The sequence below is a fragment of the Hymenobacter qilianensis genome (genome assembly GCF_014638675.1).
Classification (GTDB): domain Bacteria; phylum Bacteroidota; class Bacteroidia; order Cytophagales; family Hymenobacteraceae; genus Hymenobacter; species Hymenobacter qilianensis.
On the sequence record NZ_BMFN01000002.1, the window covers coordinates 552489 to 568271 of the forward strand.

General features: G+C 55.2%; 11 protein-coding genes. 3 read left to right on the top strand and 8 right to left on the bottom strand.

The features are described from left to right. Window positions 1-56: 56 nt before the first annotated feature. On the top strand, window positions 57-1721 hold the full coding sequence (locus tag IEW06_RS10195) for an amidohydrolase (protein WP_188548215.1): 1665 nt from the start codon (window positions 57-59) through the stop codon (window positions 1719-1721). Between the two features lie 99 nt (window positions 1722-1820). Here the strand turns inward: IEW06_RS10195 and IEW06_RS10200 are convergent, their stop codons facing one another. The 8 genes from IEW06_RS10200 to IEW06_RS10235 form a co-directional block, all read right to left on the bottom strand. Beyond that, window positions 1821-2339, bottom strand: a complete 519-nt coding sequence (locus tag IEW06_RS10200) for a DinB family protein (RefSeq protein ID WP_187732446.1) — start codon at window positions 2337-2339, stop codon at window positions 1821-1823. A 139-nt stretch (window positions 2340-2478) separates the two neighbouring features. After that, complete coding sequence (locus tag IEW06_RS10205; protein WP_187732447.1) at window positions 2479-3864, bottom strand: MFS transporter; 1386 nt, start codon at window positions 3862-3864, stop codon at window positions 2479-2481. Between the two features lie 57 nt (window positions 3865-3921). Further along, window positions 3922-4599: a nucleotidyltransferase family protein gene (locus IEW06_RS10210; protein ID WP_188548216.1), complete on the bottom strand. Its 678-nt coding sequence runs from the start codon at window positions 4597-4599 to the stop codon at window positions 3922-3924. Beyond that, window positions 4584-5777, bottom strand: coding sequence for an XdhC family protein (locus tag IEW06_RS10215; protein WP_187732449.1), 1194 nt, complete (start codon window positions 5775-5777; stop codon window positions 4584-4586). The genes IEW06_RS10210 and IEW06_RS10215 overlap by 16 nt, the downstream gene beginning before the upstream one ends. 418 nt (window positions 5778-6195) lie before the next feature. Then, the gene (locus tag IEW06_RS10220; protein ID WP_187732450.1) at window positions 6196-7218 is read right to left on the bottom strand and encodes an FAD binding domain-containing protein; all 1023 of its coding nucleotides are present in this window, start codon (window positions 7216-7218) and stop codon (window positions 6196-6198) included. A 56-nt stretch (window positions 7219-7274) separates the two neighbouring features. After that, a complete protein-coding gene (locus IEW06_RS10225) occupies window positions 7275-9773 on the bottom strand; it encodes a xanthine dehydrogenase family protein molybdopterin-binding subunit (RefSeq protein WP_188548217.1) in 2499 nt (832 codons plus the stop codon). Between the two features lie 3 nt (window positions 9774-9776). After that, entirely contained in the window at window positions 9777-10451 is a 675-nt protein-coding gene (locus IEW06_RS10230) for a (2Fe-2S)-binding protein (RefSeq protein ID WP_187732451.1), read from the bottom strand. A 272-nt stretch (window positions 10452-10723) separates the two neighbouring features. Beyond that, window positions 10724-10945, bottom strand: coding sequence for a Kazal-type serine protease inhibitor family protein (locus tag IEW06_RS10235; protein ID WP_187732452.1), 222 nt, complete (start codon window positions 10943-10945; stop codon window positions 10724-10726). 197 nt (window positions 10946-11142) lie between these two features. On the opposite strand from IEW06_RS10235, the gene dinB reads away from it, so the two are divergent. Both dinB and IEW06_RS10245 read left to right on the top strand, forming a co-directional pair. After that, a complete protein-coding gene (gene dinB / locus IEW06_RS10240) occupies window positions 11143-12180 on the top strand; it encodes a DNA polymerase IV (protein WP_229743094.1) in 1038 nt (345 codons plus the stop codon). A gap of 401 nt (window positions 12181-12581) precedes the next feature. Next, window positions 12582-15755, top strand: a complete 3174-nt coding sequence (locus IEW06_RS10245; protein ID WP_188548218.1) for a SusC/RagA family TonB-linked outer membrane protein — start codon at window positions 12582-12584, stop codon at window positions 15753-15755. Window positions 15756-15783: the final 28 nt, after the last annotated feature.

Here is a 15783-nt window from a genome sequence, read left to right on the forward strand (position 1 = left end):
TCCTAATGCGCAAAGTATCTGGCTATAAATTTTGCAGCACCGCTTAACTTGCCCCTATGATTCGACTTTTACGCCCGCTTTTCCTACTGCTGCCGCTGCTTGGCGGATTCAGCAGCTGCCAAAATGCCCCCCAGCAGCAAGCCGCCGACCTGGTGGTGTACAACGCCACCGTGTACACCGTCGATTCGGCATTCTCCAAGGCTCAGGCTTTTGCCGTGCAGGATGGCAAGTTTCTGGCCGTCGGGACGGCGGACGAAATACGGCAGAAGTATAAGGGCAAGCAGGAAGTAGACGCTGGGGGGCAATTTATCTACCCTGGCTTCTATGATGCGCACTGCCACTTCTACCGCTACGCCCTGGGCCTGCGCTTCGCTGATCTGGTAGGCACTACCTCGTGGGGCGACGTGGTGAGCACTCTACAACGGCAGCGCCAGCAGTACCCTCAGGCTGCATGGCTCATAGGTCGCGGCTGGGACCAGAATGACTGGCCCGCCAAGCAATTCCCTACCAAAGACACGCTGGACAAGCTATTTCCTAACGTGCCTGTGCTCATCACTCGCGTGGATGGCCACGCCGCCATCGTCAACCAGAAGGCTCTGGACCTGGCCGGTGTGACGATAAGCACACCCGTTAGCGGTGGCGTTATTGGCCGCGATGCTTTGGGAGAACTAACTGGTTTGCTAGTAGATAATGCCGTGGATCTGGTGTCGGCTAAAATTCCGGAGCCTTCCGCAACGGAAGCCAACGCCGCGCTCCTGCAAGCGCAGCAATTGTGCGTAGCCGTGGGCCTTACCAGCCTCGCTGATGCGGGCCTAGACAAAGCGAACATCGACCAAATGGAGGCCTTGCAGAAACAAGGCAAGCTGAAGCTGCGCCTGTACGCCATGCTGAATCCGACGGCGGCCAACAAGCAATTCTACTTTAAAAATGGCCCCGTAGAAACGGATCGGCTGACAGTGCGCTCTTTCAAAGTGTATGCCGATGGAGCCTTGGGTTCGCGGGGTGCTTGCTTGGTAGAGCCCTACCACGACCGGCCCAAAGAAACAGGCTTCCTGCTGTCTACTGAAAAGGAATACCGCGCTCTGGCTAAAGAAATTGCAGCCAGCAAATTCCAGATGAATACCCACGCCATCGGCGACTCGGCCAACCGCATTATCCTGAATATCTACGGGGAAGCGCTTAAGGGCCAAAAAGATAGACGGTGGCGCATCGAGCACGCCCAGGTTATCACGCCCGCCGATATGGGCAAGTTTGGGCAGTTTGGCATTGTGCCTTCGGTGCAGCCGACCCATGCCACCTCCGACATGTATTGGGCCGGTGAGCGGCTTGGGTCGGAGCGCGTAAAAACAGCCTACGCCTTTGAGCAGCTGCGCAAGCAATATGGGCAAGTAGCCCTGGGCAGCGACTTTCCGGTGGAAGATATTAATCCTCTCTTCGGCTTCCATTCCGCTGTGGCTCGCCAGGATGCGAAGAACTACCCGGAAGGTGGTTTTCAGCCCGAAAACGCCCTTTCCCGCCCCGATGCCCTGCGCGGCATGACCACTTGGGCGGCCCACGCTGCGTTTGAGGACAAGCAAAAAGGCAGCATTCAGCCCGGTATGGCCGCCGATTTTGTGCTGCTCAATAAGGACTTGCTCACAGCCCCGGCGCCCGAGCTACGTGGTGCCCAGGTGCAGCAAACCTGGATTGCTGGAGAGCGGGTTTTTTCGCTTAAGAAGTAGCTGCAGCAGAGTTGAGCACAGGCTATTCCCGAGTGCTACAAACCCATAAAAAAGCTCCCCAGATATGATTCTGGGGAGCTTTTTTCGTGAATCAAATTCTTAACCCCAACCTTGCTCATCGGCGCTGGGGCCGTACATGGCCGGCACCGGAATATCGAGCAGGCGCAGGTACACGCTGAGCTGGCCGCGGTGGTGAATGCTGTGATTCAGGCCCATAATGCGCAGCGCAGCACCTTTGGGACGCTCCATAAACACCTGGTCGCCGGCGTGCAGCTTAAAGGAGTGCGTGAGCTTCTCGTCATCCGACTCACTCAGGGCTTTGCGCAACGTGGCCGAATACTCGTCGAAGCGGGCCAGCAGCTCTTCTTTTGACGTGGGCGTTGGGCCCGGTTTGGGACCGTTCTTGTCAAGGAAATCCCGCGAATCGTGCTGCACGAAAAGCGTTTTGAACGCCAGCAGATTTACCACGTGAGATGCCAACTGTCCCAGCTTCATGCTTTTCGGATGCGGCTGGTAATCCGCCTTATCGAAAGGTACGCGCTCCAGTATTTTGCGGGTGGTCAACAGCTCGTGGTCGAGCTCGGAGAGTATATTTTGCTGAAGAGAAGAAGTGTGCATGGGGTGGATTATAAGAGGAAACTGGAATGTAACAATTAGAGACGCAATACCTTGCGGTTCATCGTTGAACGACTCGTTGCAGAACAACTCTGGCTAAAACACTCAACTAAACAACGACGAGACGCAAGGTATTGCGTCTCTACAGGGCGGCCTGTCTGATAGGGGTTTCTTCTGCAGTAGCGGCATCGGGGCGCAGGTTCTGGCCACGCATTCTGAACAGGAATATCAGGCCCAGAATAAAGAACACAATGAGGGCCAGAATGCTGTTGCGCATATCGCCCGTGATTTGGGAAATAATGCCAAAAACGGCCGTTCCGATTACAATACTGAGCTTTTCAGTGACGTCGAAAAAGCTGAAATAGGAAGCTGTATCGGGTGTATTCTCGGGAATAATTTTGGAATAGGTAGAGCGCGAAAGCGACTGTACGCCGCCCATAGTCAGGCCAATGACGGACGCCAACGCGTAGAAGCTCCATCCAGCCTGCACGAAGTAGCCCGCCACGCAGATCAGCGCCCACACGGCCACCGACCAGCTCAGCGCCCGCGTATTGCCAATGGCCTCGGACAAACGAGCAAATAAATAGGCGCCCAGAATGGCTACTACCTGCAAAAGCAAGATGGTGATAATCAGTGCCTGCGACTCTAGTTTGAGCACTTTATCACCGAACACGGTGGCTACGTACATCACCGTTTGCACGCCCATGTTGTAGGTAAAATAAGCCAGCAGAAAGCGCTTAAGCATAGGAAGCTGCTTGATCTGCTGCCACACATTACTCAGTTCGTGAAAGCCGTTGAGCAGGAAGTTGCCCTGGGCGGCGGGCATATGGTCGGGGCGGCCGGTGTCGGCGGGCAGGCGCGAAAGAGCGAATTGGCCGAAAATAGCCCACCACAGGCCCGTAAACAGGAAAGAGATGCGCGGCGGCAACGCTTTATTTGCCGGGTCGATGCCGACCAGATCGGGCTTGAGCACGATTACCAGACTCAGAACCAGCAGAATAACACTGCCCACATACCCGAGCGAAAATCCCTTGGCCGACAGCCGGTCATACTGATCTTCGGTGGCAATAAGTGGCAGATAGGAGTTGTAAAACACGATGCTGCCCGCCCAGCCAATGGTGGCCGACATCAGCAGCAGCACCGACAACCCAAAGGTCTCTTTCGTAAAGAAGAATAAACCCGCACATGAGGCCGCCCCCAGAAAGCAGAAAAAACGCAGAAACAGCTTCTTGCGACCCGAAAAGTCGGCAATGGCGGTAAGAATAGGGCTGAGCCCCGCAATAATGAGAAATGACGCCGAAATAGCGTATGTGTACAGCGAAGAGCCGGGCAGGTTGAAGCCCAGGAAGTTAACCATATCCTGACCCCGCTCATTGACGGCCACCGAGCCATAATAAATGGGAAATATCGTGCTGGTAATCACCAGCGGATACACCGAATTGGCCCAATCGTACATGGCCCAACCATTGGTAATACGCGAGTTATTCTTCTCGACTGGGGCCGAAGTAGCCACGGCAGCTTGCTGCATACAAACAGGGAAAGAAAGTGGTAGTGGGCAAGATAACGGGTTTTCGGGCAGTCCGGGTTACGCCAGTGGTTCAGCTTGCGAATCCGCATTCTCGGCGGCTTGTTCGCCCATGTCATTTTCCAGCAAAGATGCGTATTGGGCGGGCGTATCAACGTCCAAAATCCCCCCCGGAAACGGTACGCTGCCCACGGCGCTGCCGTAGCTAGCAATGAGCTGGCGAGCCCCCTCCGCGCCACCCAGCTGGCGAAGCGCAGGAAACGTATCAGCACTAAAAACGGCGGGCACGCCGAGTGTACCACCGTAAGCCGCGGCCACCACCGGCGCCTGGGTCAGTTGCTGTTTCTTAATTAATTGCAGCAGCAATGCAGGCGTCAGCAAAGGTTGATCGCAGAGCATAACAACTATGGCTGAGGGCGGCTGGGGGGCTTTTTCCAAAGCTGCTAGTCCGGCCCGGATAGAGGAGCCCATACCCGTAGCCCAGTCAGCATTGTGAGCTGTGAGGAAAGACAAACCCTCGACTTCGGGAATTAAAGGCTCATGCAAAGCGCCCGTAACGAGCACCAGCGGCTGGCAACCCGTGGCCGCGGCTGTTTCGGCCGCCCAGCGCAGCAGCGTTTTGCCCTGATAGTACAACAGCTGCTTGGGCTGCCTCATCCGGGCAGATGCGCCGGCCGCTAATAGGATCAGAGCTACGGACGCCGCGGTAGCAGAATCGGGGTTTAACTCAGAGAGCATGAGGCTGCTACCGTCAGATTGTTTTCCGGCGCAAGGGAAGAAGTAAGCACGGGCGTCTGCTCATGAATGGGCCCGTCGATCTGGTGCAAAAAGCCCCCCGGACGACCTTTGAGCACCGCCTGCATCTCGGCCACAATGGAAAGCGCAATTTCTTCCGCCGTCTCTGCCCCGATATTCAAGCCCACCGGACTATACAGGCGCGGCACGAGCTGCTGGTTCGGCTGCAAACCTTCCGCTTCCAATTCCGCCAGTAGTCGATTGGCTTTTTTGCGCGGCCCCAACAAACCGATGTAAGGCGTAGCGGTAGGTAAAAGGTAACGTAGCGCAGCCAAGTCGTAATGATAATTGTGAGTCATGAGCAGGGCAAACTGCTGGCTGGGGGGCAAATTTGAAAGCTCGTCGAAGCTTAACACGCGCACCTCTTCCGCCTCCGGAAACCGCCCAGACGTAGCCTGCGCCGGCCGGCCATCCACCACGCGCACCAGCCAGCCCAAGCCAGCAGCCAGGCGCACCAGGGGCTGCACATCGTTGCCGGCACCGAATACCGTAACGCGCACGGGCGGCGGTATCACTTCCAGAAAAACCCGCAACGTGCCCGCCACCGTGTCATAATCGGCGGTGGCTGACTGGACGCTGTTCAAGGTTTGTTGGGCGTGCTCTAGTAGTTGGGCAGCTATACTGGCTTCAAAATTCAGCGCGCCCTGGTTGGTACCATCGCGCAGCAAAAGCAGACGCTCGCCTACCTTCACTTCGGTATTTGTACTTAAGCTAAAGCCCGTCAGCAATACTGCTGGCTGCTCCTGCTGGACACAGGCACGCAGCAATTCTATGGGATTTGTCAGGTCACTAAAATCGAGGGGCTCCAGCAGAATCTGAATTATTCCTTGGCAGCCCAAGCTAACGCCGTGCTCCACGTCTTCTTCCTCATCCATAGAATCGTAGGTGACCAGCGCCGGTTTGCGGCGTACGATGGCCTGGCGAGCCCTCCGACGAGCATCTCCTTCTAAGCAACCTCCACTAATGGCGCCCGTCAGCTGTCCATCCTCCGTTACCAACATACGCGCCCCCGGCCGACGATAAGCCGAGCCATTTACATGCACCACGGTAGCCAGCGCACACGCCCGGCCAGCCGCACGATGCGCGTCGTAGGCAGCAAGTAAACGGCGTATTTCACTCATAAAACTGCTTATTAATCTGCATCAGCCGCCTCATAGCATACCCGGCCCGCGCGGCACTCAGCAGCTTCCGCCACCTCGTCATCCGGACCAAACGACTCCATTGTACGCAAACACCAGCAAGTAGCGGTCATTCCATCAACTAAAAGCCAGGGCTGATCTCCACCCTCACTCGTCCCTAAGCCCGTTTTGCTACGCAAAAAACGACAGATACCGGTATGAGTTTCAAGGAGAACGGGAATGTAAGTGGGCATATAAATATGTTGTTCAATGGAGGCCTCAACCCCTAGCCCCTTCTCCTAGGGGAGAAGGGGGACTAGTTTTTAGTTATTCTAGAAAACTAGCTATAGTTAGAACTTTAGTAATTTAGAACTAGTCCCCCTTCTCCCCTAGGAGAAGGGGCTAGGGGTTGAGGCCTCTCCTACACCTCCCCTGCTTTCAAAATCGCCCGCTTCACTATGGCTGCAAAAATCGGCACTTTGTAGGCGTTGTGTTCCAGCGGAGTTGCTCCGGTAGTAGCTGCCTGCCCGGCGGCGCGGGCAGTTTCTTCGTTTATTGGTTTGCCAATTAAGGCTGCTTCAGCAGCGGCGGCACGCAGTGGAACCGGGGCGGCGGCGCCCAGCACAATGCTGGCCTTGGTGCAGCGGCCATTTTGCTGCTCCAGCACCACGGCTACGTCGGCCAGCGCCCAATCATAGCTTTCGCGCTCCCCAAATTTGATGTACCAAGAGCCAGTACCGGCAGCGGGCGTGGGCAGCAACACATCAGTAATCAGCTCATTGGGCTGAATCGAATTCTCGCGCTTTACATCCTTTTCCGGCGTCACGAAAAACTGCTCCAGCGGCACCCGTCGCACGCCTTGCGGACCCGTCAATTCGACTTGGGCTCCGAAGGCGACCAAAGCCGTACTAATGCTGGAACCATGCACCGCCGAGCAAGTCTGGTTTCCCAGGATTGCATGGTACTTATTCTCGGCGCCGGGCTGGTTAGCGAAGCAAACAGTACCGCCTTTTTTCAGGCACTTAAAATTCTCATTGCGAAAATACCAGCAGTGCGGACGCTGCATAATATTGCCCCCCAGCGTGGCCGCGTTGCGCACTTGCGGCGTTGCGGCATGGCTGACTGCTTCGGTAAGAGCACGGTAGCTTTTGTGCAGGTCGCCGTCGCGCTCCAGCTGGGCTAAGGTGACCAAAGCGCCAAGGTGAGTGCCGTCTTTGCCCGCATTACGAATCGCGTCCAGCTTGGGCAAGTTGCCGATTCCTACAATGCGAGCGGGCGCCAGTACGTGCTCCTTCATCAAATCCAGCACGTCCACGCCACCGGCTTTGAAGATGGTGGCCGACTCCGGCTTGGCATTCACCAGCATAGCATCGGCTACCGGCGTTGTGTTTTGGCCCGTAGCCTGCTTGACGCTTGTTGCGTCGGTCCATTGAAAGGCGTTCATCCTGCTATGTCGTTAATTAGGCAGTATTTGCTAGTCAGAAAGTGAAGTAACCTGAGCTATACTTTGCCTAGTTTCTGTTTGGGTTTGGCCAGCGCATTTAGGACTCGCTCAGGCGTAATGGGCAGCTCATAAATACGCACCCCAATGGCATTGTACACGGCATTAGCCACGGCTGCGGCAGTAGCTACGTTGGCCGATTCAGCAATACCCAGCGCATCGGTTGAGCTGGTAGCGGTGTATTCCTCTACCATGATGATGTCGATTTGGGGTACCTCGCGTGAGCCTAGTATTTTATACTGGTCGAGGTTGGCGTTCATCATGTGGCCGTAGTTGCGGTCCATATGGCGGTTTTCGTACAGTGCCCAGCTGATGCCCTGCAAAATTCCCCCGTTGATCTGGCTTTCCAGCGCCAGTGGATTAATAGGGCGGCCACAGTCGTGGGCACCCACTACCCGCTCCACTTTCACGTAGCCAGTCTCGGTATCCACGCTCACTTCCACAAACTGAATTCCGCCCGATTGCCCGAAGGATACCCCCGGCCGGAAGAAACCGCCATAGTCATCCTTGCGCTTTTCGGTGGCCGAAACCTGCTGGGTTGGCAGTTTTTGGGCTGCTTCGCGGAAGCTCAAGCTTTTACCAGCGTTGCTTTTCGCCACAATTTTGCCCCCCACAAACGCCAACTCACTAGCCGCCACGCCCATGCTTGGTGCCACCGCGGTCAATAGCTGCTGTCCAACTTTGTAGGCGGCGGTGCGGGCCGGCGGCGTAATGGAGCCTGTGGTTTTGCTTCCGCCCGAGCCAGGGCCGGGCGGATAATTCGTGTCGCCGATGCGTACGGTTACGTCGGTGGGTTGCAGGCCCAACTCTTCGGCTACCACCTGGGCCAGCACCGTGCGGATACCTGTTCCCAAGTCCTGTACGCTCGACATGATTTCCACGGAGCCATCCTGGTGCAAGCGCACCTCGCAGGAGGAGTCCATATCAATAAAACGCCCCCACTCCGACTGGGCCGCGCCCACGCCGCGCTTCACCACGCCGGGCGAGGAGCCGGGGGCTTGGCGCTTGCTCCAGCCAAAACGCTCAGCGCCCACGCGGCGCTGCTCGCGGCGCATCTCACTTTTGTCAATCTTGTCGCGTAGGGCTAGAGCATCCACACCTACCTTTTCAGCCAACTCATCGATGAGCTGCTCCAGGGCAAATGCCCCCTGCGGCGCGCCAGGCGCGCGGAAGGCTGCGCCTGGTCCGGCATTGGTAAGTACGTCGTATTGCTCGCCCTTAAAGTTGGGGTTGGTGAGGTACATGGTTTCGGCAATCCAGCCAACGCCCGCGCCCAAGCCCACGCCGGCCGTGCCGTAGCTGGTGAGCTGCATAGCAGTGAGCGTTCCATCTTTTTTGGCCCCAATACGCAGATTTTGCACCGAGTTAGGCCGATTACCAACTGCTACGTGCTCCTCGCGCCTATCGAGCATAATACGCACGGGCACGCCTGTTTTCTTCGACAAATGCGTGGCGGCTACGCCGTAGTTACCGGCGCCGTATTTGGCCCCAAATCCGCCCCCCATAAACTCGGTAATCACGCGTACCTGCGTTTTGGGCAGCTTAAACAGCTCGGCCATTTCGCTGCGGGCGCCGGCCGTATCCTGAGTAGAGAGGTACACGGTCAGGCCATCGGGACGGTAGTCGGCTACCATGCCATGGGTTTCCAGTGGGGCGTGGGTTTGCACTTGGGTTCTAAACTCGCCCTCCACAATGATTTCGGCTTCCTTGAAGCCTTTTTCTACGTTGCCGCGCGAGCCGCCAAACATGCTTTTGGTACTCGGGCCGCGCACGTTGCCTTTCTGGGGCAAGCCCCCGGCCGCGCCGCCGCCACCGCCACTCTCCTCCATACTTACCTGCTTGCCGCCGTACACCAGCGGCGCATCGGGTTTGCGGGCATCATCCAGGTCAGTTACGAAGGGCAGCAATTCATATTCCACCTTAATCAGGCGGGCAGCTTCGTCGGCGGCTTGCTGGGTGGTAGCGGCTACGGCCGCAATGGGCTGCCCGGCGTAGCGCACCTTCGGAAATTTGCCCCCCGTAGACTGCACTTTCGGGTTTTTGTGGTTGGGGTCGCGCTCAATAGCTGAGCCCATCACCGTTTCAATGATATAAATGGCCTTCACACCAGGGTAACGCTCGGCGGCGCTGGTATCTACGCCCTTCACGTTGGCGTGCGGATGCGGCGAGCGGTACATGCGGCCATACAGCATGCCCGGCAGGTTGATATCGTAGGTATACTTGGCCTGACCGGTTACTTTCAAATGCGCATCGAGCCGACGGGTGCGCTTGCCCAACACGTTCAGCTTGTCGTTTACCGCCAGCACGGGCGGCTCATCGGTGGGCACTTCGCGGGTAATGGTCTTCAGATTTACACCCGGAATGCCCATTGGCATTGTCAGCGACTGGGTAGCAGCCGGCGCCGCCGAACCGATGGCCGGGGCCGCCAGTGCGGCGGCGAGGGCAGCAAACTTGCCCTCCTTCTTCGCCGACTTTTTGAGTTTACGGTAGCTGGCCATAATCTATCCTTTGGCGGCCTGGGCCTGGGTTTGGGAGTAAGCAATACCGGCCGCGGCCAGCGTAGCCTCAAATACTTTGGGGTATGTACCACATCGGCAGAGGTTGCCGCTGGTGGCTGTTTTCACGTCGTCGAGCGTGGGCTTGGGGTTGCGTTGCAACAGGCTGGCGCAGCTCATCACCATGCCCGGCGTACAGAAGCCGCACATGCTGGCATCGTGAGCCACAAAAGCCTCCTGCACGGGGTGAAGCTTGCCATTTTTGGCCAAGCCTTCGATGGTCGTTATTTCGCGCTTGCCTACTTCAATGGCCAACGTCATGCAGGAGTTGACGGGCGTATTATCGAGCCACACCGTGCAAGCCGAGCAGGCTCCCCGGTCGCACACTACTTTGGTGCCCGTCAGATTCAGCTCTATGCGCAGCACTTCCGCCAAGGTCTGACGAGGCTCAATAGCGACTTTCTTCTTGTCACCATTGATCTTGAGCGTGACGCTGGTGCGTCCTGGACCAACCGTATCGGGTGCGGGGGCCGCTGCTTCGGCATCGGCCAAACCAGCAATGCCGCTGGTCATCAGTACGCCACCAGCCGCCGTGATGCCAGCGCCTTTCAGGAAACCACGCCGCGACAGGCCCCGGCCCGCGTTGGCGCTTTGTTCAGAGTTCTCTTCGGGATCTTTCATCTAGCTTATAAATAGAAAAGCGCTTCGAATACTCAGCCAAGCATTTGGGGGGCTTTTTCAGGCCAAAGCAATGCAGATCAGCTGAGAGGCAGGTATTGTTCAGTACCAATAGCTGAGCTTACCATACGCAGTATGATCAGCTATGACTAAGATAAACAGATCATTCCAAAAATGGCTTGAGGCTACCTTCAAAAGGTGGTTTAAAATACCTGCACACAGAAAAGCCTGACTCCAGGGCCAGGCTTTTCTAGGGCTTAATAAGGGCTGAATTACTAACGCTGACAAGGGCCAGGTGTCGTGGAAATGACGCCCGCTCTACCAGCTTCGCAAGCGTTGCCGTAGGTCTTGCCGTCGCAGCCGCAGACTGGGTCTACGTTTGCGGGGCAAGGCCCGGAGCTGATTTTACTTTTGTCAATGCAATTCGGGTCCGGATCGGAGTCGGAGTTGCAGGCCATCAGAGTTACTAGCAGTAAGCAGGACAATACCTTTTTCATGATTCTAAACTGATTGAGGCGGGAGTAATAAATGGAGCCTTAAAAAGCCCCCCAGGTTGCATTGATGATGTGTTCGGGCCTGGATAAAATAAGAAACCCGCCGCTGGCACCTCGCACTACGGACTGTATCTTCGTGGAAGCAGAGAAACGAAGCAGTGGAGCCCCAGCCCGAACATCGCAAAATCATTCACCTCGACATGGACGCCTTCTACGCTTCCGTGGAGCAGCTCGACAATCCTGCCCTGCGCGGACGGCCTGTGGCGGTTGGTGGCTCGCGGCAGCGCGGCGTGGTAGCGGCCGCCAGCTATGAAGCGCGCGAGTTTGGCGTACGCTCTGCCATGGCGTCGTCGGTAGCGCTGCGCAAATGCCCGGATTTGGTTTTTGTGAAGCCGCGCTTCGATGTATACAAAGCCGTTTCGCGGCAGATCAGAGCCATTTTTGCGGAATACACGCCGCTTATCGAGCCCGTTTCGCTGGACGAGGCTTACCTAGACGTAACTCAAAATCTCAAGCACATTGCGTCGGCTACGCAGGTGGCCCAGCAGATTCGGGGGGCAATTCTGGCCGAAACTCAACTCACGGCCTCGGCGGGCATTTCCTACAATAAGTTTCTAGCCAAATTAGCTTCCGACTATCGCAAGCCAAACGGGCAGTTTGTCATTCGTCCACACCAAGGGCTGGCGTTGGTAGAGACGTTGGCCGTGGGCCAGTTCCACGGCATCGGCCCCGTGACGGCCGCGCGCATGAACCAGCTAAGCATTTTCACCGGCCTCGATTTGCGCTTACAAACAGAGGCGTTTCTACGGCAGAACTTCGGCAAAGCGGGCAGTTACTACTATGCAATTGCCCGCGCGCAAGACAACCGCCCCGTGGTAGCCGACCGGATTCGTAAGTCCGTAGGCTCCGAAACCACATTTGAGCAGGACTTGGCCAGCTATGAAGAGTTGATGCAAGGAATTGCCCCCTGCCTGGAATCCGTATGGGACTATTGTGAGCGCACCGAAACCAGAGGCCGCACGGTTACGGTGAAAGTCAAATATGCCGACTTCCAGCAAGTCACACGTAGCCGCACAGCCCTAGCTTCCGTCCATACCAAAGCCATGCTTGAACAGATCAGCTTAGAGCTACTAGCCGGACTGCTGCCCTTGTCCCAGGGCGTTCGACTGCTGGGCGTGTCCCTGTCAAATTTGGATAGTGAAGAAGTTACCGGCCGACAATTAGCCTTAATTTTTTAGGATTTCTAACTGACCACCTAAATCCTAATGTTCTGCACATTAAAAACCCCAAATCTTTAAGCTGGGGGCTTTTTCGCTTATTATGCTCACCACTAACCTACCTCAATCGATTTAGATAGGTAGATTTATAAGGCAGATTTTTTTTGGAAGCACATGATTTAATTTGCAAATTGTTGGAGTTTCTAGTACTCTTAACAAGAATTTCGCCCAACATCCCAGCTCTCTAACCCCTTATGAATGTCCTCATAATGTCACTGCGAGCTGGTTTGGCCCTTGTAGCCTGGTGATGTCTGGCATGTAGCCACCCTTTTTTTTGAGCCTTTACACAATCGTTTGTGAATAAGTCTCGACACAATCGATTGTGCATTCTATTATTTTCCATCCCCACCATTTCCCACTTCATGAAAAAGCCTGTACCCAAAATGAGTCGGTTAGCTATTCCGGCTCTTCTTTGCTGCCTGCCCTTTCAGCCATACACAGCGGCGGCAGCATCTTACTCTGAGTTCTTAGCTAGCTCACTAACCGTTCAGACTCCCGACGTGACCATTAATGGCCGGATAACGGACGAAAATGGTGAAGGCTTGCCTGGTGTAAACGTAGTGGTCAAAGGCACTACCAATGGTACACAAACAGGTGCAGACGGCAGCTATACCCTTACGGCCCCCGACAATGCCACGCTGGTCATTTCTTACGTAGGCTACACTTCCCAAGAAATAGCTGTTGGAGGGCGAACTACCATTAATGTGGGCTTGGTACCCGATGCGAAGGCACTGAGTGAGGTAGTAGTAGTAGGTTATCTGACCGAAGACCGCCAAAACGTGAGTAGCTCAGTGAGCAGCCTCGACGTGAAAGAGGCGAACAAAGCACCTGTAGCAACGGCTACCCAAGCGCTTCAGGGCCGCCTGCCTGGCGTACAGGTAACCGGCTCGGGCGGACCAGGTGCTGCCCCGATTGTTAATATTCGAGGTATTGGTACCCTAGGTAATGCTGGCAGTGGCCCACTCTATGTAATCGACGGGTTGTGGACTGATAATATTCGGGATCTGAACCCAAATGATATTGAGTCGCTCACTGTCCTGAAAGATGCCTCTTCTACAGCCGTTTACGGTTCACGGGGTGCCAACGGCGTAGTACAGATTACCACGAAAAAGGGTAAAGCTGGCGCACCTGCCATTAGCTTCAATGGGTATATGGGCGTAGATCAGATCTCTAAGACCTATAACCTAACCAACGCCAGCGAGTGGGCCGACCGCGCCGTTATTGCTTATCAGAACGCTGGCCTTGACCCATTGAATAACGGACAAAACAGCTTAGCTGGCGCTGTAAAAGGTCCGGGTGGTGCCTTCGACCCGAGTATCGATACCGATTGGCAAGATGAGTTTTTCCAAACTGGCCGACTCGAGGATTACAACCTATCTTTCTCTGGTGGATCATCGGGGGAGAAGAGCACTACCAACTTCCTGATTTCAGGTGAATATTTTCACCAAGAAGGAATTGTAAAAGGCCCTGACTTTCAGCGCTACAGCTTACGCCTTAACTCCGGATTTACCCGCGGACGTTTACGCTTACAAGAAAACGTGCAGCTCACCCACCTCGATGTCACGCTGCTAAACGGCGCGCCATTCATCGATGTGCTCACCATGCTGCCCAGCATTCCGGTATATGATCCGGCGAATGAAGGAGGATTTGGAACTGGTTCGACCCGCCTCAACACGTTTGCCACGAACCCCATTGGTGCGCAAGCGTTGCTGAATCGCACGCAATCTGACAACCGCTTGGCAGGTAACATCAGTGCTGAGTACTCCTTCTTCGATTTTCTTACTTACCGCCTGAACGTGGCCATGGACGGCCATACGTACAGCAATGCTGATGCCCAGCAGTCTGGTATTCTCCGTCAGAACACTCGCATCAACACCTCGTCGCTTAATGAGTTTTTAGGCTATGACTTGTTCCTGCTGGGTGAAAACACGTTGAACTTCAATAAGCGACTAGGTGACCACACTGTGAATGCGCTGGTTGGTGTTTCGGAACAGAGCCTCCGTGCTCATAACGTGCAAGCTGGCGGACAGGGCTACACTCAGGCTGGGGGGCAATATTTCTTCGAGCTGAGCGCTGCACCAAAAGTTGGGGTTGTTCAAGGCAGCTCTTTCAGGAACACAAAACGTTCTTTCTTCGCTCAGGCTACTTACGATTACAAAAACCGCTATCTGTTATCCGTTAGCGCCCGCCGCGATGGTTCCTCCCGCTTTACAGAGGATAACCGCTGGGGAAACTTTGGTGCCGCCTCGGTTGGCTGGCGCCTAAGCGAAGAAGAATTCTTCAAGACAACTGTACCGCAGGTGAATAACCTGAAGCTACGTGCCAGCTATGGTGCCAATGGCAACGACGCCGTAGCCGGTGCTGCCGGTGGTAGCTATCTTACGCAGGCTATTGTAGGCCAAAACGTGAACTACGTGATTGGTACTGGCCAGAACATCGTCAATGGTCAGTCACAGTTGGCTCTTCCTAGCCCTGATATTAAATGGGAAGAGCGCTACACGACAAACGTAGGTTTGGACCTTGGCGCATGGGATGACCGTATTACGCTGTCTACTGATTACTATATCTCCAAAACCCGCAACGCACTGGCACCAGTACAGGTGCTGACTTACCTAGGTCACTTTGGTGCTACTCTGTTCCAAAATGCGGGCGATATCGAGAACCGTGGTTTTGAATTGGCTTTAGGCTACCACGAAAACAAAAGTGCCTTCACTTATGGTGCTGACTTTACGCTCACCACGGTTAAAAATGAGGTTACATCGCTGCCCGTTGTAGGCCAAGTATTAGAAGGTGGCGAACTCCTGACTCGCTCGGAGGTGGGCCGTTCGCTCGGTGAGTTTTACCTGATTCCTTTCGATGGCATCTTCCAATCGGCGGATGAAGTAGCCAACTACAGAAACTCTGCTGGTACCGTTATTCAACCCTTCGCTTCAGCTGGCGACGTGCGCTACCGGGATACCAACGATGACGGACGGATTAACAACAGTGACGCGGTTTATTCAGGGAAATCAATTCCTAACCTGCTGATGGGTCTGAATCTGAATGCTGCCTTCAAAGGCTTTGATCTGTCAGTGTTCTTTAACTCCGTAAGCGGCAACAAGATTTATAACCAAGCCCGCAGAGACTTGGAAAGCTACGCTGGCCCAAACAACTACAACGCCGACGTAGAACCTTGGTCTCCTGAAAACCCATCGACTTCTACGCCACGGTTGCTGCAAGGTGGTGGTAGCGGCGACTTGGGCTTAGCTGCTGCTTCCAACTCGCTGTTTAACACAACGCGCTGGCTGGAAGATGGATCATACATCCGTTTGCGGAACATTCAGCTTGGCTACACCTTGCCAACGTCAGTGACAAGCAAAGTACCAAGCTTGGGCAGCATTCGTGTGTATGTGACCGGCCGCAATGTATTTACCGCTACGGACTACACAGGCTTCGATCCGGAGATTACCGGCACGGGCTTCTACAGCCGCGGCGTCGACATCAGCTCTTATCCCAACGTGCGCAGTTTCACGGGCGGCGTACAGGTTAACTTCTAAATCACGACGGGGTAATAGATACTTTTTA

Bases quoted from the DNA above. Each gene is read 5' to 3' on its own strand.
- IEW06_RS10220 (WP_187732450.1), bottom strand. From the start codon at position 7,218: ATGAACGCCTTTCAATGGACCGACGCAACAAGCGTCAAGCAGGCTACG.
- IEW06_RS10230 (WP_187732451.1), bottom strand. From the start codon at position 10,451: ATGAAAGATCCCGAAGAGAACTCTGAACAAAGCGCCAACGCGGGCCGG.
- IEW06_RS10245 (WP_188548218.1), top strand. From the start codon at position 12,582: ATGAAAAAGCCTGTACCCAAAATGAGTCGGTTAGCTATTCCGGCTCTT.
- IEW06_RS10235 (WP_187732452.1), bottom strand. From the start codon at position 10,945: ATGAAAAAGGTATTGTCCTGCTTACTGCTAGTAACTCTGATGGCCTGC.
- IEW06_RS10215 (WP_187732449.1), bottom strand. From the start codon at position 5,777: ATGAGTGAAATACGCCGTTTACTTGCTGCCTACGACGCGCATCGTGCG.
- IEW06_RS10200 (WP_187732446.1), bottom strand. From the start codon at position 2,339: ATGCACACTTCTTCTCTTCAGCAAAATATACTCTCCGAGCTCGACCAC.
- IEW06_RS10210 (WP_188548216.1), bottom strand. From the start codon at position 4,599: ATGCTCTCTGAGTTAAACCCCGATTCTGCTACCGCGGCGTCCGTAGCT.
- IEW06_RS10205 (WP_187732447.1), bottom strand. From the start codon at position 3,864: ATGCAGCAAGCTGCCGTGGCTACTTCGGCCCCAGTCGAGAAGAATAAC.
- IEW06_RS10225 (WP_188548217.1), bottom strand. From the start codon at position 9,773: ATGGCCAGCTACCGTAAACTCAAAAAGTCGGCGAAGAAGGAGGGCAAG.
- IEW06_RS10195 (WP_188548215.1), top strand. From the start codon at position 57: ATGATTCGACTTTTACGCCCGCTTTTCCTACTGCTGCCGCTGCTTGGC.
- dinB (WP_229743094.1), top strand. From the start codon at position 11,143: ATGGACGCCTTCTACGCTTCCGTGGAGCAGCTCGACAATCCTGCCCTG.